Here is a 24,125-nt window from a genome sequence, read left to right on the forward strand (position 1 = left end):
CAGAGGTAACAGGAGGGACCCAACGGTGAAACGGCCCGAAAGCACCATCGGATCCATGCCGATCTCACTTTCCCCGCGGGCGTCTGTGATGTCGCCCGCGCATGTGGGAGCGGCCACGCACTGCCCGTACTGCGCGTTGCAGTGCGGGATGTACGTCACGCGGGAGCCGGGGGCGGGGGACGGCGCGGTCACCGTCACCCCCCGCCAGGACGTCCCGGCGAACGAGGGCGCCCTCTGCCAGAAGGGCTGGACCGCAGCCGAGCTGCTCACCGGCGGCGCGCGCCTCACCACCCCGCTGGCCCGCGAGCGCCGCGACGGCCCGCTGGTGCCGGTGACCTGGGACGACGCCCTGGACCGCGTCGCGGCCGGCGTCCGCGCGATCCAGGAGCGTCACGGCGCCGACGCGGTCGCCGTGTTCGGCGGCGGTGGCCTCACCAACGAGAAGGCCTACCAGCTCGGCAAGTTCGCCCGGGTCGCCCTGCGCACGAGCCAGATCGACTACAACGGCCGGTTCTGCATGTCCTCGGCCGCCGCCGCGGCCGGCCGCGCCTTCGGGATGGACCGCGGCCTGCCGTTCCCGATCACCGACCTCGCCGGGGCGGAGGCCGTGCTGCTGGCCGGCGGCAACGTCGCCGAGACCATGCCGCCGTTCATGCGGCACCTGCGCGGCGCGCTGATCGTGGCCGATCCGCGCGAGACCCGCACCGCGCGGCGGGCCGCGCTGCACCTGCGCCTCGCCCCCGGCACCGACCTGGCCCTGGCCCTCGGCCTGCTGCACATCGCGATCACCGAGGGGTACGCCGACGAGCCGTACATCGCCGCCCGCACGACCGGCTTCGAGGCGGTCCGGGCGTCGGTGGCGACCTGGTGGCCCGAGCGGGCCGAGCGCGTCACCGGCGTGCCGGTCGCGGACCTGCGCGAGGCCGTCCGCCTGCTCGGGACCGCCCGCACGGCGGTGATCCTCACCGGGCGCGGCGCCGAGCAGCACGCCAAGGGCGTGGACACCGTGACGGCGTTCATCGACCTCGCGCTCGCGCTCGGCCTGCCCGGCCGCGCGGGGTCCGGCTACGGGTGCCTCACCGGCCAGGGCAACGGCCAGGGCGGGCGCGAGCACGGGCAGAAGGCCGACCAGCTCCCCGGCTACCGCCGCATCGACGACCAGGCCGCCCGCGCCCACGTCGCGCGCGTGTGGGGCGTCGACCCCGCAGAGCTGCCCGGACCGGGCCGCTCGGCGTACGAGCTGCTCGACGCGCTCGGCACCCCCGGCGGACCGAAGGGGCTGCTGGTGTTCGGCTCCAACCCGGTCGTGTCGGCGCCGCGCTCCGGCCACGTCGCCGGGCGGCTGGCCGCGCTGGACCTGCTCGTCGTCTCCGACCTCGTGCTGTCGGAGACCGCCGCGATGGCGGACGTCGTGCTGCCCACCACCCAGTGGGCCGAGGAGCACGGCACGATGACCAACCTGGAGGGCAGGGTCCTGCTGCGCCGCCAGGCGCTCGCCCCGCCCCCGGGCGTGCGCGGTGACCTGGAGATCCTCGCCGACCTGGCCGCGCGCCTCGGGCGGCCCGGCTTCTCCGGCGACGCCGGCGTCGTCTTCGACGAGCTGCGCCGCGCCAGCGCGGGCGGGATCGCCGACTACGCCGGCATCACCTACGAGCGCATCGCCGCCGAGACCGGCGTCTTCTGGCCCGCCCCCTCCGAGGACCACCCCGGCACGCCCCGCCCGTTCCTCGACCGGTTCCCCACCCCGGACGGGCGGGCGCGGTTCGTCCCCGTCGACTATCGGCCGCCCGCCGAGGAGGTCGACGACGACTACCCGTATTACCTGACCACCGGCCGCGTGCTAGCCCAGTACCAGAGCGGCGCGCAGACCCGGCGGATCCACGCGCTGAACGACGCCGCGCCCGGGCCGTACGCCGAGCTGCACCCGGGCCTGGCCGCCCGCCTGGGCGTCTCCACGGGCGACATGGTCAGGGTGGAGAGCCGAAGGGGCGCGACCGAGGCCGTCGCCCGGGTGAGCGCGGCGATCCGGCACGACACGATCTTCATGCCCTTCCACTGGGAGGGCGTCAACCGCCTCACCAACCCCGCCCTGGACCCGGTGTCGCGCATGCCGGAGTTCAAGGTCTGCGCCGTGCGGGTGCGCAGACCGGACGCCCCGGGCGGCTCCGAGGGTGAGCGGGGGCGGCGCCCGTGAGGCTCGTCGTCGTGGGGAACGGCATGGCGGGCTCGCGCCTCGCCGCCGAGGTGCGGGCCAGGGACGCGGACCTCACGATCACCGTGGTCGGCGCGGAGGCCCGGGGCCCCTACAACCGGGTGCTGCTGTCGAACGTGCTCGCCGGCACCGCGAGCCCCGAGCAGGTCCGCCTGCCCGCGCAGGCGGGGGACGGCGTGAACGTCCGGCTCGGCGTCACGGTCACCGCGATCGACCGCGCGGCGCGCGAGGTGCGCACGGCGGACGGGTGGCGCGAGCCCTACGACGTGCTGGTGCTCGCCACGGGCAGCGAGGCCGTCGTACCGCGGATCCCCGGCGCGGGACGCGCGATCGCGCTGCGCACCATGGACGACTGCGACCGGATCCTCGCCGCCGCCAGGACCGCCACCTCCGCCGTGGTGGTCGGCGGCGGCCTGCTCGGCGTCGAGGCCGCCCGCGGCCTGGCCGGACGCGGCCTGCGGGTCACGCTGCTGCACCGCACCGGCCACCTGATGGACCGCCAACTGGACGCCGAGGCCGGGCTGGTCCTGGGCGAGGCGCTCGCCGGTCTCGGCGTCACGGTCAGGACCGGCGCGCGGGTCGCCGCGATCCGCGCCCGCGGCGTCGAGCTGTCCACCGGCGAGGTGCTGCCCGCCGGCCTCGTGGTACTGGCCTGCGGGGTACGCCCGGTGACGGGCCTCGCCGAGGACGCCGGCCTGGAGGTCGGGCAGGGCGTCGTCGTGGACGACCGGCTGCGCACCGCCGACCCGGCGATCTACGCGATCGGCGAGTGCGCCCAGCACGACGGCACGGTGTACGGCCTGGTGGCGCCCGCGTGGGAGCAGGCCGCGGTGGTGGCCGATCTGATCACCGGGGCCGACCCGTCCGCGCGCTACCGGGGGTCGCGGCTGGTGACCCGGCTCAAGGCCAGGAGCGTCGAGCTCGCGGCGATGGGCGAGACGCACCTGGCCGAGGACCCCGCGGGCGCCGTGGAGGTCGTCATGTTCACCCACAGGGCCCGCGGCATCTACCGCAAGCTCGTGATCAGGGACGACCGCCTCGTCGGCGCGATCCTGCTCGGAGAGGCGCCCACGGTGGGGACGCTCACCCAGCTCTACGACCGGGGAGGCCCCCTTCCCGGTGACCCGGCGGGCCTGCTGTTCCCCGGTCTGGACGACGCTGTGCCCGCCGACACCCCCGTGCGCATGCCGGACTCGGCGCGCGTGTGCGAGTGCAACAACGTGACCAAGGGGAGGATCCGCGCCTGCTGGGAGGCGGGCGCGCGCGACCTGGCCGCCGTGACCGCCGCGACCAGGGCGACCACCGGCTGCGGAAGCTGCGCGGACGCGGTCGAAGGTCTCATCGGGTGGCTGTGCGCTCAGGAAGAGGAGGTTCCGGTATGAGGATCGTCGTCGCGGGATACGGGCCCGCCGCGCACCGGCTCGTCGAGACGCTCGCGCGCCGCGGCTTCACCGGGACCATCACCGTGATCGGGGAGGAGCCGCGGCCCGCCTACGACCGGGTCGCCCTCACCTCGTACCTGAAGGGAACCGGCGCGGGCGAACTGACCCTCCCCGACCCGGGAGCCTCCGCACGGGTGCTGCTCGGCGACCGCGTGGTCCGCGTCGACCGCGGCCGGCGCACGGTGACCACGCGGGACGGGCACGAGGAGCCGTACGACGTGCTGGTGCTCGCCACCGGCTCGGCGCCCTTCGTCCCGCCGGTGCCCGGCGCCGGACGGGCCTTCGTCTACCGCACCATCGAGGACCTGGACGCGATCCGCGCCGCCTCGGCCGGCGCCACCACCGGCGTCGTGGTCGGCGGCGGCCTGCTCGGGCTGGAGGCCGCCGACGCGCTGCGCGGCCTCGGCCTGGCCACGCACGTCGTCGAGATGGGCCCCTGGCTCATGCCCCGCCAGGTCGACGAGGGCGGAGGCGCGGTGCTCCGGGGCCACGTCGAGCGGCTCGGCCTCACCGTGCACACCGGCACCGGCCTGGACCGCATCGAGGACGGCCGGGTGGTGCTCGCCGACGGCACGTCCATCGACGCGGGCGTGGTGGTGTTCTCCGCGGGCGTGCGGCCGCGCGACGAGCTGGCCCGCCGGGCCGGGCTGCCGGTGGGCGAGCGCGGCGGCGTCGTCGTCGACGAGGGCATGCGCACCGCCGACCCGGCGATCTACGCGGTGGGGGAGTGCGCCCTGGCGGGCGGCATGGTGTACGGCCTGGTCGGGCCGTGCAACGCCATGGCCGAGGTCGCCGCCGACCGCGTCCTCGGCGGCTCGGCCTCCTTCACGGGCGCCGACCTGTCCACCAAGCTCAAGCTGCTCGGCGTGGACGTCGCCAGCTTCGGGCGGTTGTCCGGCGCGCTCGACGTGACCTACATGGACCCGGTCGGCGGCGTCTACAAGAAGCTGTTCGTCAGCGACGACGCCCGCACCCTGCTCGGCGGCATCTGCGTCGGCGACGCCACGCCGTACACGCTGCTGCGGCCGTTGGTCGGCAGGGAGCTGACCGCCTCACCGAGCGACCTGCTGTTCGCCGGAGCGGGCGGGCCGCGGGTGGACCTGCCGGACGACGCGCCGGTCTGCTCGTGCAACAACGTCACCCGAGGCGAGATCCGCGCGGCCATCGCCGAACGCGGCGCGACCGACGTGCCCGCGCTCAAGAAGTGCACGCGGGCGGGCACGAGCTGTGGCAGCTGCCTCCCGGCGCTGGCGTCGATCCTCGCCGCCGAGGGCGTCGCCCAGGACAAGGCGCTGTGCGAGCACTTCGCCCACAGCAGGTCAGAGCTGTTCGACATCGTCCGCGTGCGCGGCATCACCACCTTCTCGCGGCTCATCGCCGAGCACGGCCGGGGGCGCGGCTGCGACATCTGCAAGCCGGTCGTCGCCTCGATCCTCGCCTCGCTCGACGGCGGCCACGTGCTGGAGGGCGAGCGCGCGGCGCTACAGGACACCAACGACCACTTCCTCGCCAACATCCAGAAGAACGGCACCTACTCGGTGGTGCCGCGCATCCCCGGCGGCGAGATCACCCCCGAGAAGCTCATCGTCATCGGCGAGGTCGCCCGCGACTTCGGCCTCTACACCAAGATCACCGGCGGGCAGCGGATCGACCTGTTCGGCGCGCGCGTCGAGGAGCTGCCCCTGATCTGGAAGCGCCTCGTGGACGCGGGGTTCGAGTCCGGGCACGCGTACGGCAAGGCGCTGCGCACGGTGAAGTCCTGCGTCGGGTCCGCCTGGTGCCGGTACGGGGTGCGGGACTCGGTCGGCATGGCCATCGCGCTGGAGCTGCGCTACCGTGGCCTGCGCTCGCCGCACAAACTGAAGGCGGCCGTCTCCGGCTGCGCCCGCGAGTGCGCCGAGGCCCGCGGCAAGGACTTCGGCGTCATCGCCACCGAGACCGGCTGGAACCTCTACGTCGGCGGCAACGGCGGCTTCACCCCCCGCCACGCCGAGCTGCTCGCGACCGACCTGTCCGACGAGGAGCTGATCCGCTCGATCGACCGCTTCCTGATGTTCTACATCCGCACCGCCGACCGCCTCCAGCGCACGTCCGCCTGGATCGAGCGGATCGGCCTCGACCACCTGCGCGACGTGATCGTCGGCGACTCGCTCGGCATCTGCGCTGACCTGGACGCGGCGATGGAACGGCACGTCGGCGGCTACTTCGACGAGTGGCGCGCCACCGTCGAGGACCCCGAGAAGCTGCGCAGGTTCGTCAGCTTCGTGAACGCCCCCGGCACCCCCGACCCCTCGATCGTCTTCGAGACCAGGCGTGACCAGATCACGCCCGTCCTCGTGGAGGTGACCCGCTCATGACCCCGACCGGCCGGGCGACGGCCCCCGGCGACGACCTCCGGACATGGGTGCCGATCTGCGCCTACGCCGACCTCATCCCCGAACGCGGCGCCGCCGCCCTGGTCGCGGGCGACCAGATCGCGGTGTTCCGCACCTTCGACGGCCGCTTCTTCGCCGTCGGCAACCGCGACCCGTACAGCGGCGCGTACGTCATGTCGCGCGGCATCGTCGGCACCCGGGATGAGGAGCCCGTGGTCGCCACGCCCATGCACAAACAGGTCTTCTCCCTCGTCACCGGCGTGTGCCTTGACGATCCGGAGACAGCGCTACCGACCTATCCCACCCGAGTCACCGACGGCACCCTGGAGGTGAGCGTGGAATGACAGCCGCGCTTCTGGACAATCCCCTGACCAGCCCCGAGACGGCGCCGGACGCGCTGGCGGGCTTCACCATCGGGGTGACCGCCACCCGCAGGCGCGAGGAGTTCGCCGCGCTGCTCGAACGCCGGGGCGCCCGCGTCGTGCGCGCCCCGGCGATCCGGCTCGTGCCGCTCGCCGAGGACGCCGGCCTGCTCGCGGCCACCCGTGAGTGCCTGGACGCTCCCGTCCACGACGTCGTGGTCACCACCGGCGTGGGCTTCCGCGGCTGGATGGCCGCCGCCGAGGGCTGGGGGCTGTGCACCGACCTGGCCGCCCATCTCGCCTCCGCGCGCATCCTGCCCCGCGGGCCCAAGGCGCGGGGGGCCGTCCGCGCCGCCGGGCTGAACGACGACTGGACCCCGCCCACCGAGTCCTGCGACGAGATCAAGCAGTACCTTCTCAGCCAGGACCTGCGCGGGCGCCGCATCGTCGTGCAACTGCACGGCGAGCCGCTGATCGGCTTCATCGCCGCCCTGCGCGGCGCCGGCGCCACCGTCATCGAGGTCCCGGTCTACCGATGGCTGCCCTACCGCGACCCCTCGCCGCTGCGCCGCCTGATCACCCAGGCGATCTCTGGCTCGGTGGACGCCGTCGCCTTCACCAGCGCCCCCGCCGTGCTCGCCATGCTCAACGCCGCGCGCGCCGAGCACCTGGAGGACTCGCTGGTCAACGCCTTCCGGGGGTCGGTCGTGGCCGCCTGCGTGGGCCCGGTCACCGCCGGGCCGCTGGTGGCCAGGAACGTGCCGGTGATCCAGCCCGACCGCTCGCGGCTCGGCGCCCTCGCCCGCACCCTGGCACGGCACCTGCCCGAGCACGGCGTCACCCGGGTCACCGCCGGCTCCCACGAGCTGGAGATCCGCGGCCACGCCGTCGCCGTCGACGGCGACCTCAAGCCGCTGCCGCCCGCGCCCATGGCCGTGCTCAAGCGCCTCGCCGAGCGGCCCGGACACGTCGTCGCCCGCTCGGAGCTGCGGGTCGTGCTCCCCGGCGGCCCCGCCCGGGACTCCGCCGAGCACGCCGTCGAGATGGCGGTCACCCGGTTGCGCCGCGCGCTCGGCCCGGCCGGCATCGTCGAGACCGTCGTCAAGCGCGGCTACCGCCTGGCCTGCGACCGGCTGGAGGTGCGGTGACCCTGCCGCCCGCGCTGGTGCTCGCGGCCCATGGCACGCGCAGCGCCGAGGGCGAGGCCACGATCGCGGCCCTGGCGGCCCGCGTGCGGCGGGCGCGTCCCGGCCACCGCGTCGAGGCCGCCTATCTGGAGATCAGCTCGCCCCCGCTGGACGGGATCCTGGCCGGGCTACCCGGACCGGCCGTCGTGGTCCCGCTGCTGCTCGCCGGCGGCTACCACGTCCACATCGACCTGCCCGCCGTCGTCGCCCGCGCCAAGCCCGGCGCGCTGGTCGCGGGCAAGCTGGGCCCCCACCCGCTCATCACATCCGTGCTGGTGCGCCGCTTGGTCGCCGCGGGGCTGCGCTCCACCGACGCGGTGATCCTCGGCGCGGCCGGCTCGTCCGACCCCGGCGCCCTGGACGACGTCCGCGCCGCCGCCCGGCTGCTGTCGGTGCGGCTCTCGCGGCCGGTCACCGTGGCCTTCGCCTCGGCGGGCCGCCCGACGATCGGCGAGGCCATGGACAGGCTGCGGTCGGGCCCGGCCCCCCGGGTCGCCCTGGCGTCCTACCTGCTCGCCCCCGGGTTCTTCCAGGGGCGGCTGGAGGAGTGCGGGGCCGACCTGGTCTCCCGCCCGCTCGGCGCCGACGACGAACTGGCCGCCCTGGTGTGGCACCGGTTCGATGAGGCGACGGCCGGGGCGGCGTGGCAGGGAGCGGCGCGGCGGGTGCCCGGCGCGGCCGGCGGGCTCAGGGCGGCGCCGGCGTCCGGGGGATGACGGCCTCCAGCCGCAGCCGGCCTCGGCCGTCTGTGGTCGTCCCTAGCCGTCGGTGTCGTGGTCGCGCCGCCGCAGGTAGCGCTCGAACTCGGCCGCGATCGCGTCACCGCTGGCCTCGGGCAGCTCGGCGGCGTCCTTGCGCTCCTCCAGCTCGCGGACGTACTCGGCGACCTCGGAGTCCTGCGCGGCCAGCTCGTCCACGCCGTGCTCCCACGCCCGCGCCTCGTCGGGCAGCTCGCCCAGCGGCATCGGGATGTCGAGAAGGTCCTCCATGCGGCTCAGCAACGCGAGCGTGGCCTTGGGGTTCGGCGGCTGGGCGACGTAGTGGGGCACCGACGCCCACAGGGAGATCGTCTTGGTGCCGGCCGCGCCGAGGGAGTGCTGGAGCACGCCGACGATGCCCGTGGGCCCCTCGTAGCGGGTCAGCTCCAGGTTCAGGGAACGGGCCAGGCCCGGATCGCTCACGCTGCCCACGATCGGCACCGGCCGGGTGTGCGGGGAGTCGTTCAGCAGGGCGCCGAGCAGCACCGCCGTCTCGACCCCGAGCTCCAGGCAGATGCCGACGATCTCGGAGCAGAACGTGCGCCAGCGCATGTTCGGCTCGATGCCGCGCAGCAGCACGACGTCGCGGTCGCTGCCGGGAGGCCGCGCGACCAGCAGGCGGGTGGTCGGCCACACGATGGAACGGGTGACGCCGTCGCCCAGTTCGACGACCGGGCGGGTCACCTGGAAGTCGTAGTAGTCCTCAGGATCGAGCTCGACCAGCGGGGTGGCCTTCCACTCCGCCTCCAGATGCGCCAGAGCGCCGCTCGACGCTTCGCCCGCGTCGTTCCAGCCCTCGAACGCGGCGATCAGCACCGGGTCGACGAGCTCGGGAAGTCCTTCGAGCTCGATCACACGCCGCCTCCTCCTGGCATGGCCAAGGGCGTTCACGCGTCGAAGCGCCCTCTCGGCCGCCGGCGGCGGCCTTGTGCCTAACTAAGCCTATTCGTTGAGGGGCGGTCAGTGTCACCGAGAGGGGATAGCCGTACGCGAGACAGGTCCAATTGGACGTCGCGTGCAATGTCGCCCGGCTCCGATTTCCGCCTGCCCGCTAGGCTTGGGCGCATGAATCGTGAAGCCTCCTCCTTCAGGCGTCAACTGGCCGAACGCGTCCTGGTGGCGGATGGCGCGATGGGCACCATGCTGCAATCGTACGATCCCACACTCGACGACTTCGACGGTCATGACGGATGTAACGAGGTCCTGAACGCCACCCGCCCGGACATCGTGCGGGCGGTGCACGAGGCGTATTTCGCGGTCGGCGTCGACTGTGTGGAGACCAACACCTTCGGTGCCAATCTGGCGGCGCTGGGGGAGTACGGCATCGAGGAGCGCATCTTCGAGCTCTCCCAGGCGGGCGCCGCCCTGGCCCGGCAGGCGGCCGACCAGTGGTCGGCGGAGGATCGGCCGCGGTTCGTCCTGGGGTCGATGGGTCCGGGGACGAAGTTGCCGACGTTGGGTCATATGCCGTACGGGGCGTTGCGGGATGCCTATGAGCTGAACGCGGCGGGGTTGATCGCTGGTGGTGCCGATGCGTTGATCGTGGAGACGTGTCAGGACCTGTTGCAGGTGAAGGCGGCGGTGATCGGGGCTCGTCGTGCGGTGGAGGCGGCGGGTCGTGATGTGCCGGTGATCGCGCAGGTGACGATCGAGACCAACGGGGCGATGCTTCTGGGGTCGGAGATCGGTGCGGCGCTGGCGGTGATCGAGCCGCTGGGTGTGGATGTGGTCGGGCTGAACTGCGCGACGGGTCCGGCGGAGATGAGCGAGCATCTGCGGTATCTGGCGCGTCATGCGCGGTTGCCGTTGTCGTGCATGCCGAACGCGGGTCTGCCCGAGCTCACCTCCGACGGCGCCCGCTACCCCCTGACCCCGGGGGAGCTCGCGGCGGCCCACGTGCAGTTCACCTCCGAGTACGGGCTGGGCCTGGTGGGCGGGTGCTGTGGCACCACCCCCGAGCACCTGCGCCAGGTCGTCGAGGCGGTGCGCGGGCAGGCCCCCGCCGCGCGGCGCCCGCGCCCCGAGCCCGGCGCGGCCTCGCTGTACCAGGCGGTCCCCTTCCGTCAGGACACCTCCTACCTGGCGATCGGTGAGCGGACCAACGCCAACGGCTCCAAGGCGTTCCGTGAGGCGATGCTGGCGGAGAACTGGGAGGAGTGCGTCGACATCGCGCGCGGCCAGGTACGCGACGGGGCGCACATGCTGGACCTGTGCGTGGACTACGTCGGGCGTGACGGCGTGGCCGACATGAAGGAGCTGGCGTTCCGGTTCGCCACCGCCTCCACGCTGCCGATCGTGCTGGACTCCACCGAGCCGGCCGTGCTGCAGGCCGGTCTGGAGATGCTCGGCGGCCGCGCGGTGATCAATTCGGTGAACTACGAGGACGGCGACGGCCCCGATTCTCGTTTCACAAGGATCATGCGGCTGGTGAAGGAACACGGCGCCGCCGTGGTGGCCCTGACCATCGACGAGGAGGGCCAGGCGCGCACGGCCGAATGGAAGCTGCGCGTCGCCTCCCGCCTGATCGAGGACCTCACCGGCAACTGGGGGATGTCGGTCTCGGACATCATCATCGACTGCCTCACCTTCCCGATCGCCACCGGCCAGGAGGAGACCCGCCGCGACGGCGTCGAGACCATCGAGGCCATCCGCGAGCTCAAGCGCCGCTACCCCGAGGTGCAGACGACCCTGGGCCTGTCCAACATCTCCTTCGGCCTCAACCCCGCCGCCCGCGTGGTGCTGAACTCGGTGTTCTTGAACGAGTGTGTGAACGCGGGTCTGGATTCGGCGATCGTGCACGCCTCGAAGATCGTGCCGATGGCGCGGATCGCCGATGAGCAGCGGCAGGTCGCTTTGGACATGGTGTACGACCGGCGGCGGGAGGGTTATGACCCGTTGCAGCGGTTCATGCAGCTGTTCGAGGGGGTGGACGCGGCGGCGGTGCGCGCGGGCCGGGCGGCCGAGCTGGCGGCGTTGCCGCTGGCCGAGCGGCTCAAGGCCCGGATCGTGGACGGCGAGCGCAAGGGCCTGGAGGCCGACCTGCAGGAGGCCCTGGCCGTGCGGCCGGCGTTGGAGATCATCAACGAGGTGCTGCTGGAGGGCATGAAGACGGTCGGGGAGCTGTTCGGGTCGGGGCAGATGCAGCTGCCGTTCGTTCTGGCGTCGGCGGAGGTGATGAAGGCGGCGGTGGCCTATCTGGAGCCGTTCCTGGACCGGGTGGAGGGCGAGACCAAGGGCCGGATCGTGCTGGCGACGGTGAAGGGCGATGTGCACGACATCGGCAAGAACCTGGTCGACATCATCTTGTCGAACAACGGCTATGAGGTGATCAATCTGGGGATCAAGCAGCCGGTGTCGGCGATCCTGGAGGCGGCGGTGGAGAAGGACGCCGATGTGATCGGGATGTCGGGGCTGCTGGTGAAGTCCACGGTGATCATGAAGGAGAACCTGCAGGAGATGAACGCCCGCGGCATCTCGGCGCGGTTCCCGGTGCTGCTGGGCGGGGCGGCGCTGACCAGGGCGTATGTGGAGCAGGACCTGGCCGCGAGCTTCGCCGGGGATGTGCGTTATGCGCGGGACGCGTTCGAGGGGCTGCGGCTGATGGACGCGTTCATGGCGGTCAAGCGGGGGGTGGCGGGGGCGCGGTTGCCGGCGTTGCGGGAGCGGCGGGTCAGGTCCGGGGCGACGCTGGTGCGCACCCCGGACGCCGAGCTGCCCGCCCGCTCGGACGTGGCCACCGGCAACCCGGTGCCGGTGGCGCCGTTCTCGGGGGAGCGGGTGGTCAAGGGCATCGCGCTGGGGGACTACGCGGCGTTCCTGGACGAGCGGGCCACGTTCATGGGGCAGTGGGGGCTCAAGGCCGCCCGCGGCGCGGGCGGGCCGTCGTATGAGGAGCTGGTGGAGACCGAGGGGCGGCCGCGGCTGCGGATGTGGCTGGAGCGGTTGCAGACCGAGAACCTGTTGCAGGCCGCGGTGGTGTACGGCTACTTCCCGTGTGTGTCCCGCGGCGACGACCTGATCATTCTCGACGAGGCGGGTGGGGAGCGGACCCGGTTCTCCTTCCCGCGGCAGCGCCGGGATCGGCATCTGTGCCTGGCCGATTTCTTCCGTCCGGAGGAGTCGGGTGAGGTGGACGTGGTGGCGTTCCAGGTCGCGACGATGGGGTCGCGGATCTCGGAGGCGACGGCGGAGTTGTTCGCCAAGGACGCCTACCGCGACTACCTGGAGCTGCACGGGTTGTCGGTGCAGCTGACCGAGGCACTGGCCGAGTACTGGCACGCCCGGGTCCGGGCCGAGCTGGGCATCGGCGGGCAGGAGTCGCTGGAGGACATGCTGAAGGTGAACGTCACCGGCTGCCGGTATTCCTTCGGTTATCCGGCCTGCCCGAATCTGGAGGATCAGCGGCAGTTGTTCGAGTTGCTGGATCCGTCCCGGATCGGGGTGTCGCTGTCGGAGGAGTTCCAGTTGCATCCCGAGCAGGCGACCTCCGCGATGATCGTTCACCACCCCGAAGCCTCGTACTTCAACGTCTGACGCCTGACGGCCAGACGGTACGGTCAGGGTGTACGCAGGCACTGTCAGGGGGTTTTGAGTGGACGCGGTCTTCTTCGACATGGACGGGCTTCTCGTCGACACCGAGAAGCTCTGGTTCCAGGTCGAGTCGGATGTGATGCGACGTCTGGGAGCCGCGTGGTCCGACGCCGACCAGGAGAACCTGGTCGGCGGTTCCATGCCGGCGACGGTCGCGTACATGCTCAAGGCCAGCGGGTCGGACCGGTCTCCCGCCGAGATCGAGGCGTGGATGATCGACGGCGTGCTCGACAGGCTCGCCGAGGGCTTCGAGACGATGCCGGGAGCCCTGGAACTGCTGGGCGAGGTCCGCGCCTCGGGCGTGCGCACGGGCCTCGTCACGTCCTCCGCCCGGGTGATGGCCGACGCCGTGCTCGGCGGCATCGGGCGGCGCGACCACTTCGACATCATCGTGACCGGCGACGACGTCCGTAACTACAAGCCCGACCCGGAGCCGTACCTGCTGGCGGCGCGCCTGACCGGCGTGGAGCCCGCGAACTGCGTCGCCCTGGAGGACTCCCCGAACGGCGTCGCCGCCGCCACCGCGGCGGGCTGCGCGGTCGTGGCCGTCCCCAGCGTCCTCCCCATCGCCCCGGCTCCGAGGCGCCTCGTGGCCGAGTCCCTGAAGCAGGTCGACGTGGCGGCCCTCCGAGCCCTCTCCCTCTCCTGAAGCCCACCTGGAGCTCCGGGATCCACCAGGGAAGCTCCCCGCGGCGTGGCGAAGTCGCCTGAAGCTCGGCTTGGAAGCTCCACCTGCGGTGCCTTAGGACCACCGGCCTCGGACATCCCACCCTGAAACTGGCCCTATGAGGATCATCCTCCCTTAGGGGACGTCCCCTCCTTGGGGAGGAGGGGACCCGCGCGTGCCAGGTGCCAGGATGGAAGGGAAAGCCATGACAAGGGGGCGAGCCGTTATGTCGTACGACCAGATCGCCTGGTTGCCGTTGTGCGGGGGACTTACCGCCGTGGGCCTGGTGCTGAGCTTCCTGGCGTTCCGCAGGCGAGGCGCGGGCGCCGGGCTGCGCGCCGCCGCCTGGTCGCTGATCCCGGTCGCCGCCTACCTGACCGGAGCGCTGCCCGCCCTCTGGCAGATGGGCACCGCCGCGGTCGGCTTCGTCACCGGCCTGGTGTTCTCGCCGAAGGTCTGGGCCGGCGTCGCCGTGGCCGGCCTGTCCGCGCTGCTGTTCCTGATCTCCGGGTTCCTGCGCGGAGGCCGGTCCCGCGGGCGCAGGTCCAAGCCCTCCACGGAGCCCCAGCCGGTCGCGGGGCCGTCCGCCACGCCCCCCTCCGCCACGGCCCCCACCCAGCCGAACCGGCCGCCCCTGCCCCGCCGCACGCCCACCACCGCCGCCGCACCGCCCGACGAGGACCTCTCCGACATCGAGGAGATCCTCAAGCGCCGCGGCATCAGCTAGCGCGGGCGAGGCACCGGTCCGGCCGTCGGCGGAGTGCGCCGCGGCCGTGGGCAGAGGGGGGCGCGAGCTCCGTGCGGTGGACGGCTTTGGGGCCTCCCACCGCACGGATGTGGGCCGGCGCGGGGTGGACCGCGTCCGGCCACGGGCTCGCGTAGGGCTGACAGGCACCGGCGGCGAGCGCCGCCGCGGGCGGGGGAGCACGTACGGCCTGCCCCCGCCCGGCGTCGACGTCCCAGGACATACCCGGATCTTGCCCAGAGCATCCGCGATGACCGGAGTGCCCGGTGACGACCGGCGGATCGCCGGGTGCGGGGGCGCTAAGATGATCACCGAGGTTTCAGGCCCTGGTCAGGCCCGTACCGGCATGCTGGGTAAGGGAATCGGATCGAGATCAGGTCACATTGCCATAACGGCGTGGCGGGGTCCGTGCGCCCGGAGGGGGGCGCGTAGCGTCCTCGATATGATCGGCCACCCTCGACCGGGTCCCCGTCTCCCGGGGCGTCCCGCGCCGCCGCCGGCGGCCCCCGAGGTCCGCGGGCGCGGGCGCCACGGCGCATCCGCGCGCCGTGTCACGGATCCGAGACACAATGCGGACAGCCCCCGGACAATCGGTCCAAGATCGATACAAATGAATTTCGCATGAATCACAGTTGAGCCACATAGCGTGCGCAGGTACTGGTCAGTGCAGCTCAGCACATAGATTCTGCGTCCGGGGCCGTAAACGCGGTCTCCCATGCAACATGGGGCGATGCCCGCCCGCCACCATCGGACGGGCGGCGCGCCAGACGGACAAGTCGTCTGGGATCCAGGGGGCCGACACTTATGACCGCACCGCTCGACGTCTCCGGCTCGGAGCTCGAAGCCGCGCCGGAAGCCGTGCTGGACGGGCAGGCCAAGGCGATCCAGGGCAGGTCGCTCGGCCAGATCGCGTGGATGCGCCTGAAGCGCGACAAGGTGGCCCTCACCGGCGCCGGGGTCGTGATCTTCCTGATCCTCGTGGCGGTCTTCGCCCCGGTGATCGTCGGCCTGATCGGCCACCCTCCCACGGACTTCAACCAGGACCTCATCAGCTCTGAGACGATGGCCCCGAAGGACGGAACCGGCATCGGCTGGGACCACCTGTTCGGCGTCGAGCCCGTCAACGGACGCGACATCTTCAGCCGCATCGTCTACGGCGCCCGCATCTCGCTGCTGATCGCCTTCCTGGCGACGCTGCTGTCCGTGGTGATCGGCACGCTGCTCGGCGTCATGGCCGGGTACTTCGGCGGCTGGGTCGACTCGGTCATCAGCAAGACCATGGACGTCTTCCTGGCGTTCCCGATCCTGGTCTTCGCCATGGCGCTGTCCGGCATCGTGCAGCAGAGCGACAGCGCGTTCGGGCTGACCGGTGACACCCTCAGCGTCACCCTGCTGATCTTCATCATCGGTTTCTTCAACTGGCCCTACATCGGGCGCATCATGCGCGGCCAGACGCTGTCGCTGCGCGAGCGGGAGTTCGTGGACGCGGCGCGCAGCCTGGGCGCGCGCGGGCCGTACATCATCTTCCGCGAGATGCTGCCCAACCTGGTCGCGCCGATCCTGGTGTACTCGACCCTCCTCATCCCGACGAACATCCTCTTCGAGGCGGCTCTGTCGTTCCTCGGAGTCGGGGTGCGCCCGCCCACGCCCACCTGGGGTGGCATGTTGTCCGAAGCGGTGCGGTTCTACACGATCCCGCACTTCATGTTCTTCCCCGGTATGGCGATCTTCATCACCGTGCTGGCCTTCAACCTGTTCGGTGACGGACTCCGTGACGCCCTCGACCCAAGGGCCCGATAGCTCGATCCGGTTCCCCCGTTAGTTCCCTGGCCTCGACAACAAGGGGTTGTGTAGATGAAGAGAAAGACCACGCTGGGGGTGACCGCCCTGAGTGCGGTTCTCGCCCTGGGGTTGGCCGCGTGTGGCGGCGGCACCGCCACGTCGCCGAGCTCCTCCGGCTCGGCGCCCGCGAGCGGCGGTGGCGACGCCGTGAAGGGCGAGTTCAACGCCGCCCTGGACAAGGTGTTCAACCCTTCGGACAAGAAGGGAGGCATCCTGAAGTTCGCCAACTCCGGTGACTGGGACTCGCTGGACCCGGCGGACACGTACTACGGCTACTCGTGGAACTTCGTCCGGCTCTACGGCCGGTCCCTCGTGATGTTCAAGCCGGCGCCGGGCCAGGAGGGCAACCAGCTCATCCCCGACCTCGCCGAGAGCCTTGGCGTCCCGAGCGACGGTGCGAAGACCTGGACGTACAAGCTGAAGCAGGGTGTGAAGTTCGAGGACGGCACGCCCATCACGTCCAAGGACGTGAAGTACGGCGTGCTGCGGTCGCTGGACAAGGAGGTGTTCCCGGACGGGTACACCTACTTCAACGACACCCTCGACCTGCCGAAGGACTACAAGGGTCCGTACAAGTCCAAGGGCGTCAACACCGACAGCGCGATCGAGACGCCGGACGACCAGACGATCATCTTCCACCTGAAGCAGCCCTACAGCGGCTTCGACTACTTCGCCCAGCTCCCGGCGACGATCCCGGTGCCCGAGGCGAAGGACACCGGCGCCAAGTACCGCGAGCACGTGATCTCCTCCGGGCCGTACAAGTTCGACAAGAACGAGATCGGCAAGGGCTTCAACCTGGTCCGCAACGAGAACTGGGACCCGGCCACCGACCCGAACCGCAAGGCGCTGCCCGACGGGTACCAGGTCTCGACGAACGTCAACGCCGACGACATCGACAACCGGATCCTCGCCGGCGACCTGCACGTCGACGTGGCCGGCACCGGCGCCCAGCCGGCGACCCTCGGCCGCGTGCTGACCGACCCGAACCTGAAGGCCAACGCGGACAACCCGACGCTGACCCGCCTCTGGTACACGTCGATCAACGGCAACGTGAAACCGCTGGACAACATCGACTGCCGCAAGGCCGTCGAGTACGCCGCGGACAAGGTCGCCTACCAGACCGCCTACGGAGGCGAGTTCTCCGGTGGCCAGATCGCGACCAGCCTGCTGCCGCCGCTGATCCCGGGTCACAAGGACATCAACCTGTACCCGGCCGGGCCGGACAACCACGGTGACGTGGCCAAGGCCAAGGAGCATCTGGCGGCCTGCGGCCAGCCGAACGGCTTCGAGACCAACATCTCCTACCGGGCCGAGCGTCCCAAGGAGAAGGCGACCGCGGAGGCGCTGCAGCAGTCCCTGGGCAAGGTCGGCATCAAGCTGACGCTGAAGCCGTTCCCGCAGGCGGACTACTTCGCGCTGTACGCCGGCAAGCCGGGGTACGCCAAGGCCAACGGGCTCGGCCTGGCCGTCAACGGCTGGGGCGCCGACTGGCCGGACGGATACGGCTTCCTCAGCCAGATGGCCGACAGCCGCGTGATCCGCGAGACCGGTGGCTCCTCGAACGTCAGCGTCCGCGACCCCGAGGTCGACAAGATGTTCGACCAGGCCGCGATGGAGACCGACATCGCCAAGCGCGAGGCGATCTGGGGACAGATCGACCAGAAGGTCATGGAGGACGCCTTCATCCTTCCGGGTCTGTGGGCCAAGAGCCTGCTCCTGCGCGGCAAGGGCGTGACGAACGTGTACATCAACGACGCGTTCAGCATGTACGACTACCTCAACATGGGCGTTCAGTAAGCGCTCCTGAGCACCCGTCAGATCCGACAGACACGTGAACGCGGCAGGGGGCCGGCCGACCGGCCGGCCCCCGGAGCCGGGGGGACTGTGGTCACATACATCATCCGGCGCCTGATCTGGGGTGTCTTCATGCTCGCCATCGTGAGCCTGATCACCTTCGCCATCTTCTTCCTGGTGCCGCGCCTGGCCGGCGCCACCTCGGAGAGCCTCGCCACCCGCTACGTCGGGCGTACCGCCAACGCCGAGCAGGTGCAGATCGCCACAGAGCGGCTGGGCTTCAACGATCCGCTGATCGTGCAGTACGGCCGGTTCGCCAAGGGCATCGTCGCGGGCGCCGACTACGACTACGGGCCCGGCGTCGAGCACTGCCCCGCGCCGTGCTTCGGCTACTCCTTCCTGACCCGGCTGCCCGTGTGGCCGGACCTGCTCAACCGGTTGCCCGTCACGATGTCGCTGGCCTTCGGCGCCGCGGTCATCTGGCTGCTCACCGGCGTGGCGACGGGCGTCGTGTCGGCGCTGAGACGCGGCAGCGTCTTCGACCGCGCGGCGATGACCGTCGCGCTCGCCGGCGTCTCGCTCCCCATCTTCTTCACCGGCATCGTGTCGCTGGTGGCGTTCAGCTACGGGCGTCCCCTGGCGATCACGGCGCCGGGCGGCAGCTTCACCCCGTTCTTCGACAATCCGGTCCAGTGGGCCTACAACCTGATCCTGCCCTGGATCACGCTGGCGTTCCTGTACGCCGCCGGGTACGCCCGGCTCACGCGATCGGGCATGCTGGAGACGATGAACGAGGACTACATCCGCACGGCGCGGGCCAAGGGCCTGTCCGAACGCGTGGTGGTCTTCAAACACGGCCTGCGCGGCGCGCTGACCCCGATCGTCACCATCTTCGGCCTCGACGTCGGCCTGCTGATGGGCGGCGCGGTGCTCACCGAGAGCACGTTCTCCCTGCCCGGCATCGGCAAGTACGCGATCGACGCTATCGTCAACCAGGACCTTCCGAAGGTCATGGGCGTCACGCTGGTCACCGCGTTCTTCGTCGTCGCGGCGAACCTGATCGTCGACCTGCTGTACGCGGTGGTCGACCCCAGGGTGAGGCTCACGTGAGCGGCGACCATCGGGTGGGCGGCCTCGACGGCGCCCGGGCGGCGAAGGAGGGTTCGTGAGCTTTCTCGAGCTGAACGACCTGCGCATTCATTTCCCCACCGACGACGGCCTGGTCAAGTCGGTCGACGGCCTGTCCTTCACGCTGGAGCGCGGCAGGACGCTCGGCATCGTCGGCGAGTCCGGGTCGGGCAAGAGCGTGACCAGCCTCGGCATTCTCGGCCTGCACAAGGGCGGCAGGGCGAAGATCTCCGGCGAGATCTGGCTGGACGGCGAGGAGCTCGTCGCCGCCAGCCCCGAGCACGTGCGCACGCTGCGCGGCAAGAAGATGGCGATGATCTTCCAGGATCCGCTGTCGGCGATGCACCCGTACTACACGGTGGGCGCGCAGATCATCGAGGCGTACCGGATCCACCACCAGGTGAGCAAGGCCGTGGCGCGCAAGCACGCCGTCGACCTGCTCGGCCGGGTCGGCATCCCGCAGCCGGACCGGCGGGTCGACAGCTACCCGCACGAGTTCTCCGGCGGCATGCGCCAGCGCGCGATGATCGCCATGGCGCTGTCGTGCGACCCCGAGCTGCTCATCGCCGACGAGCCGACGACCGCGCTGGACGTGACCGTCCAGGCGCAGATCCTCGACCTCATGCGCGACCTGCAGCAGGAGTTCAACTCCGCGCTGATCATCATCACCCACGACCTCGGCGTGGTGGCCGAGCTCTCCGACGACATCCTGGTGATGTACGGCGGCAGGTGCATCGAGTACGGCAGCGCCGAGGACATCTTCGAGCGGCCCGAGCACCCCTACACCTGGGGCCTGCTGGGCTCGATGCCCCGGCTCGACCGCGAGCGCACCGAGCGGCTGACCCCCATCAAGGGCACGCCTCCGTCCCTCATAAACGTGCCGTCCGGCTGCGCGTTCCACCCGCGCTGCGCGTTCGAGCCGCGGACCGGCGGCAAGGGGAGGACCGAGGTGCCCGAGCTCCTGGAGACCGAGGGCGGTCACCTGGTGCGCTGCCACATGACGCGCGAGGAACGCCGTGCGGCCTGGGAGCAAGAGATCAAGCCCACCCTGGAGTCCGAGTGAGCGAGCCGTCCGAGTCCCTGCTGTCCGTCCAGGGCCTTGAGAAGCACTTCCCGATCACCAAGGGCCTGATCAAGCGCCAGGTCGGAGCCGTCAAGGCGGTCGACGGGCTGGACTTCGAGGTCCGCAAGGGCGAGACGCTCGGCCTGGTGGGGGAGTCCGGCTGCGGCAAGACGACCACCGGCCGCCTGATCACCCGGCTGCTGGAGCCCACCGGCGGGAAGATCCTGTTCGAGGGCCGGGACATCACCCACATGTCGCAGGGCGGGTTGCGCCCGCTGCGCCGCGACATGCAGATGATCTTCCAGGACCCGTACAGCTCGCTGAACCCGCGCCACACCGTCGGCGCCATCGTCGGCGCGCCGTACCGCATCCAGGGCGTGAAGACCGAGCACGGCACCAAGAAGGCCGTCCAGGACATCCTGGAGCTGGTCGGGCTCAACCCTGAGCACTACAACCGCTACCCGCACGAGTTCTCCGGCGGGCAGCGGCAGCGCATCGGCATCGCCCGGACGCTGGCCCTCAGGCCCAAGCTCATCATCGCCGACGAGCCGGTCTCGGCGCTCGACGTGTCGATCCAGGCCCAGGTCGTCAACCTGCTGGAGGACCTGCAGAACGAGCTGGACCTGACCTACGTCGTGATCGCGCACGACCTGTCGGTGGTGCGGCACATCAGCGACCGCGTCGCCGTCATGTACCTCGGCAAGATCGTCGAGATCGCCGACCGCAAGGGCCTGTACGAGGCGCCGATGCACCCGTACACCAACGCGCTGCTGTCGGCCGTGCCGGTGCCCGACGTCAAGGGCCGCACCGGGCGCGAGCGGATCCGCCTCCAGGGCGACGTGCCGAGCCCGATCAACCCGCCGCCGGCCTGCCGGTTCCACACCCGCTGCTGGAAGGCGCAGGAGGTCTGCAAGACCGTCGAGCCCCCGCTCGCCGAGCTCGCCACAGGACACCGCGTCGCCTGCCACTTCCCGGAGAACGCCCCTAAGGACGCCGTCCCGGGCGACGCGGCCACGCAGGTGCCCGCCTGAGCGCGCGGCCCTCCTGAGCCCCGGGCGCGGTCTAGGGGATCGTGCCCGGGGTGATCAGCCCCGTCTCGTAGGCCAGCACCACCGCCTGGACCCGGTCGCGCAGCGCCAGCTTGGTCAGGACGTTGCCGACGTGCGTCTTCACGGTGGTCTCGCTGACCACCAGCTCGGCGGCGATCTCGGCGTTGGACATCCCCCGGGCGATCAGGCGCAGGACCTCCAGCTCGCGCTCGGTGAGGCGGTTGACGCGGGCCGGGGTGGCCTGCTGGTGGGCCGAGGGCAGCCGGCTGGCGAACTTGTCCAGCAGCCGGCGGGTCACGCTCGGCGCGACGATCGCGTCGCCGGCCGCGACCACGCGGATCGCCTGGACGAGCTCGTCGGGCGGGACGTCCTTCAGCAGGAAGCCGCTCGCGCCCGCGCGCAGCGCCTCGACGATGTACTCGTCCAGGTCGAAGGTGGTGAGCACCAGGACGCGGGGCACGTGCGCGCCCGGGGCGGCGTCGCGGACGATGCGCCGCGTCGCCTCGATGCCGTCGACGCCGGGCATGCGGATGTCCATCAGGACGACGTCGGGCAGCAGCGCCCGCGACTGGTCCTGCGCGGTGGAGCCGTTGCCGGCCTCTCCCACCACCGTGAGGTCGGGCTCGGCCTCCAGGATGAGCCGGAAGCCCGTGCGCAAAAGGGGCTGGTCGTCGACCAGCAGCACGCGGATCGTCATGTGTCAGTCCTTGAGGGGGAATCGGGCCCGTACCTCGAATCCGCCCCCCTGCCGTGGGCCGATCCGCAGAACTCCACCATAAAGGGCGACGCGCTCGCGTATGCCGACCAGACCGTGCCCGGGACGGTCGCCGGGGCCGCGGGTGAACTCGCCCGTCCCGCCGCGCCCGTCGTCCTCGACGTGCACCAGCAGCTCGTCCCGCTCGTGGCGCACCGTCACCCACGCGCGCGCGGACGGGCCCGCGTGCCGCAGGCTGTTGGTGAGGGCCTCCTGGACCAGCCGGTAGGCGGCCAGGTCGATGCCGGGGGGAAGGGCGGGCCGCTCGCCCTCGATCCAGAGCTGCGCGCGCAGCCCGGCCTCGCGCATCTGGTCGACCAGCACGGGCAGGTCCCCCATGCCGGGCTGCGGGGCGAGCTCGCCGCTCTCGCCGTCGGTGCGCAGCACTCCCACGATGCCGCGCATCTCGCGCATCGCCGTCCTGCCCATCTCCTCGATGGCCGTCAGCGCGTCCCTGGCGGCCTCCGGGCGGGTCTCCAGCACCTTGCGCGCGGCGGCGGCCTGGACGGTCATCACGCTCACGTGGTGGGCCACGACGTCGTGCAACTCGCGGGCGATGCGCGAGCGCTCCTCGGCGCGGGCGGCGCGGGTGTCGGCCTCCCGGGCGCGCTCCAGCCGCTCGGCGCGGTCGACCAGCTCGGCGGTGTAGGCGCGGCGCAGCCGTACCGAGCGGCCCACCACCCACACCGCCAGGGACACCACCAGGATGATCGTGTGCTGGGCCCAGTCGCCGGACTCGGAGGCCAGCGTCGTGCCGGCGGCGTAGGAGGCGGACAGGACGGCGGCCGCGACCAGGCTCAGGGCCAGCCCCCGGTAGGCGGCGACGGTGTAGAGCAGGACGAGGGACACCAGGCCGGTGAGCCCGCTCTCGTACCGCATCGCCGTCAGGGCGAGCTGGGGCACCTCCGCCGCGCAGAGCAGGACGAACGGCCAGCGCCTGCGGAACGCCACCAGCAGGCAGGCCGCCACGATGAGGCCGCCGCCGAGGACGTCCACGCCGTGTGGCGGCGCGCCGGGCGACCGCCCGCCGGAGATCATGGCCATCGCGACCGAGGCCACCGCCAGGACGAGGGCGAGGACCGAGTCGCCGACCAGGGGGTGGGTTCTCAGCCAGGCTCGCGGACTGCCGGGGGTGGTGCGCACCCTCTCAATTTAGGACGACTTCGCTGTTCGCCACCCTGCTGAGGACGGATCTCGCTCTCATCCCCCGGAAGGACCCGCGCACGAGCGTGACCTGCGCCACACCCGGTTCACAGCTCGTCGGTCGCCGAGCGGCGCGAGCCCCGGACCGCGTCGCCCGGGCGGCGGTCGGGGACGGGCGGAGGGGTGCCCCCCCACTCGGGGCACAGGGCCTGGTAGTCGCACCAGTCGCACAGGCGGCTGCGGCGGGCGCGCCACTCGCGGGTGGTGAGCGAGCGCTCGATCGCCTCCCACAGGGCCTGCACCTTGCGCTCGGTCGCCCGCAGGTCGGCCTCGTCGGGGGCGTAGCGCAGGACCTCGCCGTTGCCGAGGTACATCAGCTGCAGCACGCGGGGGACCGTGCCGTGCAGCCGCCACAGCACCAGCGCGTAGAACTTCATCTGGAACAGCGCCTTGGCCTCGAAGTCGGGGCCCGGGGCGCTGCCGGTCTTGTAGTCGACCACGCGCAGGTCGCCGGTCGGCGCGACGTCGAGCCGGTCGATGTAGCCGCGCAGCATCAGCCCGCTGTCGAGCACGGCCTCGACGTACAGCTCGCGCCGGGCGGGCTCCAGCAGGCGCGGGTCCTCCAGGGCGAAGTAGCGCTCGAGCATCTGCCGCGCCTGGCCGAGCCACCGCTCGCGCTCGGCGTCGTCGTCGAACAGGGAGGAGTATTCGGGGACCTGGCCGAGCAGCTTGTCCCACTGCGGGTCGAGCAGCGACTGCGCCGCCGCGACGGTGCGCTCGGCCGCCGGCAGGTCGTACAGCCGCTCCAGCACGGCGTGCACCAGCGTGCCGCGGACGGCGGCGGGCGAGGGCCGCTCGGGAAGCTGGTCGATCACCCGGAAGCGGTAGAGCAGCGGACATGTCATGAAGTCGCCCGCGCGGGAGGGGGAGAGGCTTCCGGTGATCGCGGGCGGCTCCGTGATGCTCATGAACGGAACTGTAGGTCAGCGCACCGACACTTCGCGCCCATGGGTG

18 protein-coding genes are annotated in these 24,125 nt (G+C 71.8%); 14 read left to right on the forward strand and 4 right to left on the reverse strand.

Annotated elements, in window-relative coordinates:
• Positions 1-55: 55 nt before the first annotated feature.
• From DQ384_RS19375 to DQ384_RS43660, 6 genes are read left to right on the forward strand one after another with little or no spacing between them, the layout of a single operon-like run.
• Positions 56-2,194 (forward strand): molybdopterin oxidoreductase family protein, encoded by a 2,139-nt coding sequence (locus DQ384_RS19375; protein WP_245966606.1) that lies wholly within the window; start codon positions 56-58, stop codon positions 2,192-2,194.
• Entirely contained in the window at positions 2,191-3,594 is a 1,404-nt protein-coding gene (locus DQ384_RS19380) for an FAD-dependent oxidoreductase (RefSeq protein ID WP_114030249.1), read from the forward strand. The genes DQ384_RS19375 and DQ384_RS19380 overlap by 4 nt, the downstream gene beginning before the upstream one ends.
• Positions 3,591-6,011, forward strand: coding sequence for a nitrite reductase large subunit NirB (nirB, locus tag DQ384_RS19385; protein ID WP_114030250.1), 2,421 nt, complete (start codon positions 3,591-3,593; stop codon positions 6,009-6,011). The genes DQ384_RS19380 and nirB overlap by 4 nt, the downstream gene beginning before the upstream one ends.
• Positions 6,008-6,373, forward strand: a complete 366-nt coding sequence (gene nirD, locus DQ384_RS19390) for a nitrite reductase small subunit NirD (RefSeq protein WP_114030251.1) — start codon at positions 6,008-6,010, stop codon at positions 6,371-6,373. The genes nirB and nirD overlap by 4 nt, the downstream gene beginning before the upstream one ends.
• Positions 6,370-7,539: a uroporphyrinogen-III synthase gene (locus DQ384_RS19395; RefSeq protein WP_114030252.1), complete on the forward strand. Its 1,170-nt coding sequence runs from the start codon at positions 6,370-6,372 to the stop codon at positions 7,537-7,539. The genes nirD and DQ384_RS19395 overlap by 4 nt, the downstream gene beginning before the upstream one ends.
• A complete protein-coding gene (locus tag DQ384_RS43660) occupies positions 7,536-8,294 on the forward strand; it encodes a sirohydrochlorin chelatase (RefSeq protein ID WP_114030253.1) in 759 nt (252 codons plus the stop codon). Before DQ384_RS19395 ends, DQ384_RS43660 begins: the two co-directional genes overlap by 4 nt.
• Positions 8,295-8,336: 42 nt before the next feature.
• On the opposite strand, the gene DQ384_RS19405 is transcribed toward DQ384_RS43660, so the two are convergent.
• Positions 8,337-9,191 carry a PAC2 family protein gene (locus DQ384_RS19405; RefSeq protein ID WP_114030254.1) on the reverse strand — a complete coding sequence of 285 codons (855 nt, stop codon included), beginning with the start codon at positions 9,189-9,191 and terminating at the stop codon, positions 8,337-8,339.
• A 210-nt stretch (positions 9,192-9,401) separates the two neighbouring features.
• Here DQ384_RS19405 and metH point away from each other — a divergent pair, with 210 nt between their 5' ends.
• The 8 genes from metH to DQ384_RS19445 all read left to right on the forward strand — a co-directional run bounded on the left by metH (position 9,402) and on the right by DQ384_RS19445 (position 21,196).
• The gene (gene metH, locus DQ384_RS19410) at positions 9,402-12,869 is read left to right on the forward strand and encodes a methionine synthase (RefSeq protein ID WP_114030255.1); all 3,468 of its coding nucleotides are present in this window, start codon (positions 9,402-9,404) and stop codon (positions 12,867-12,869) included.
• A gap of 58 nt (positions 12,870-12,927) precedes the next feature.
• Positions 12,928-13,575 carry an HAD family hydrolase gene (locus DQ384_RS19415; RefSeq protein WP_114030256.1) on the forward strand — a complete coding sequence of 216 codons (648 nt, stop codon included), beginning with the start codon at positions 12,928-12,930 and terminating at the stop codon, positions 13,573-13,575.
• A 244-nt stretch (positions 13,576-13,819) separates the two neighbouring features.
• Positions 13,820-14,320 (forward strand): cellulose synthase, encoded by a 501-nt coding sequence (locus DQ384_RS19420; protein WP_114030257.1) that lies wholly within the window; start codon positions 13,820-13,822, stop codon positions 14,318-14,320.
• An 822-nt stretch (positions 14,321-15,142) separates the two neighbouring features.
• Positions 15,143-16,138 carry an ABC transporter permease gene (locus DQ384_RS19425; protein ID WP_114030258.1) on the forward strand — a complete coding sequence of 332 codons (996 nt, stop codon included), beginning with the start codon at positions 15,143-15,145 and terminating at the stop codon, positions 16,136-16,138.
• Positions 16,139-16,192: 54 nt separating this feature from the next.
• The gene (locus DQ384_RS19430) at positions 16,193-17,977 is read left to right on the forward strand and encodes an ABC transporter substrate-binding protein (protein ID WP_114030259.1); all 1,785 of its coding nucleotides are present in this window, start codon (positions 16,193-16,195) and stop codon (positions 17,975-17,977) included.
• An 87-nt stretch (positions 17,978-18,064) separates the two neighbouring features.
• A complete protein-coding gene (locus DQ384_RS19435) occupies positions 18,065-19,084 on the forward strand; it encodes an ABC transporter permease (RefSeq protein WP_114030260.1) in 1,020 nt (339 codons plus the stop codon).
• 55 nt (positions 19,085-19,139) lie between these two features.
• Positions 19,140-20,165, forward strand: a complete 1,026-nt coding sequence (locus tag DQ384_RS19440) for an ABC transporter ATP-binding protein (RefSeq protein WP_114030261.1) — start codon at positions 19,140-19,142, stop codon at positions 20,163-20,165.
• On the forward strand, positions 20,162-21,196 hold the full coding sequence (locus tag DQ384_RS19445; protein ID WP_114030262.1) for an ABC transporter ATP-binding protein: 1,035 nt from the start codon (positions 20,162-20,164) through the stop codon (positions 21,194-21,196). Before DQ384_RS19440 ends, DQ384_RS19445 begins: the two co-directional genes overlap by 4 nt.
• A gap of 31 nt (positions 21,197-21,227) precedes the next feature.
• On the opposite strand, the gene DQ384_RS19450 is transcribed toward DQ384_RS19445, so the two are convergent.
• The 3 genes from DQ384_RS19450 to DQ384_RS19460 all read right to left on the reverse strand — a co-directional run bounded on the left by DQ384_RS19450 (position 21,228) and on the right by DQ384_RS19460 (position 24,079).
• Positions 21,228-21,911 (reverse strand): response regulator, encoded by a 684-nt coding sequence (locus DQ384_RS19450; protein WP_114030263.1) that lies wholly within the window; start codon positions 21,909-21,911, stop codon positions 21,228-21,230.
• 3 nt (positions 21,912-21,914) lie between these two features.
• Entirely contained in the window at positions 21,915-23,111 is a 1,197-nt protein-coding gene (locus DQ384_RS19455) for a sensor histidine kinase (protein ID WP_114030264.1), read from the reverse strand.
• A gap of 107 nt (positions 23,112-23,218) precedes the next feature.
• Complete coding sequence (locus DQ384_RS19460) at positions 23,219-24,079, reverse strand: RecB family exonuclease (protein ID WP_114030265.1); 861 nt, start codon at positions 24,077-24,079, stop codon at positions 23,219-23,221.
• Between the last annotated feature and the right edge of the window lie 46 nt (positions 24,080-24,125).

Origin of the sequence: Sphaerisporangium album (assembly GCF_003323745.1) — a bacterium.
Classification (GTDB): Bacteria; Actinomycetota; Actinomycetes; order Streptosporangiales; family Streptosporangiaceae; genus Sphaerisporangium; species Sphaerisporangium album.

What these genes read in the sequence shown, in the direction of transcription:
- DQ384_RS19395 (WP_114030252.1), top strand. Translation starts at nt 6,370, where the DNA reads ATGACAGCCGCGCTTCTGGACAATCCCCTGACCAGCCCCGAGACGGCG.
- DQ384_RS19420 (WP_114030257.1), top strand. Translation starts at nt 13,820, where the DNA reads ATGTCGTACGACCAGATCGCCTGGTTGCCGTTGTGCGGGGGACTTACC.
- DQ384_RS19450 (WP_114030263.1), bottom strand. Translation starts at nt 21,911, where the DNA reads ATGACGATCCGCGTGCTGCTGGTCGACGACCAGCCCCTTTTGCGCACG.
- nirB (WP_114030250.1), top strand. Translation starts at nt 3,591, where the DNA reads ATGAGGATCGTCGTCGCGGGATACGGGCCCGCCGCGCACCGGCTCGTC.
- nirD (WP_114030251.1), top strand. Translation starts at nt 6,008, where the DNA reads ATGACCCCGACCGGCCGGGCGACGGCCCCCGGCGACGACCTCCGGACA.
- DQ384_RS19430 (WP_114030259.1), top strand. Translation starts at nt 16,193, where the DNA reads ATGAAGAGAAAGACCACGCTGGGGGTGACCGCCCTGAGTGCGGTTCTC.
- metH (WP_114030255.1), top strand. Translation starts at nt 9,402, where the DNA reads ATGAATCGTGAAGCCTCCTCCTTCAGGCGTCAACTGGCCGAACGCGTC.
- DQ384_RS19425 (WP_114030258.1), top strand. Translation starts at nt 15,143, where the DNA reads ATGACCGCACCGCTCGACGTCTCCGGCTCGGAGCTCGAAGCCGCGCCG.
- DQ384_RS19375 (WP_245966606.1), top strand. Translation starts at nt 56, where the DNA reads ATGCCGATCTCACTTTCCCCGCGGGCGTCTGTGATGTCGCCCGCGCAT.
- DQ384_RS19460 (WP_114030265.1), bottom strand. Translation starts at nt 24,079, where the DNA reads ATGAGCATCACGGAGCCGCCCGCGATCACCGGAAGCCTCTCCCCCTCC.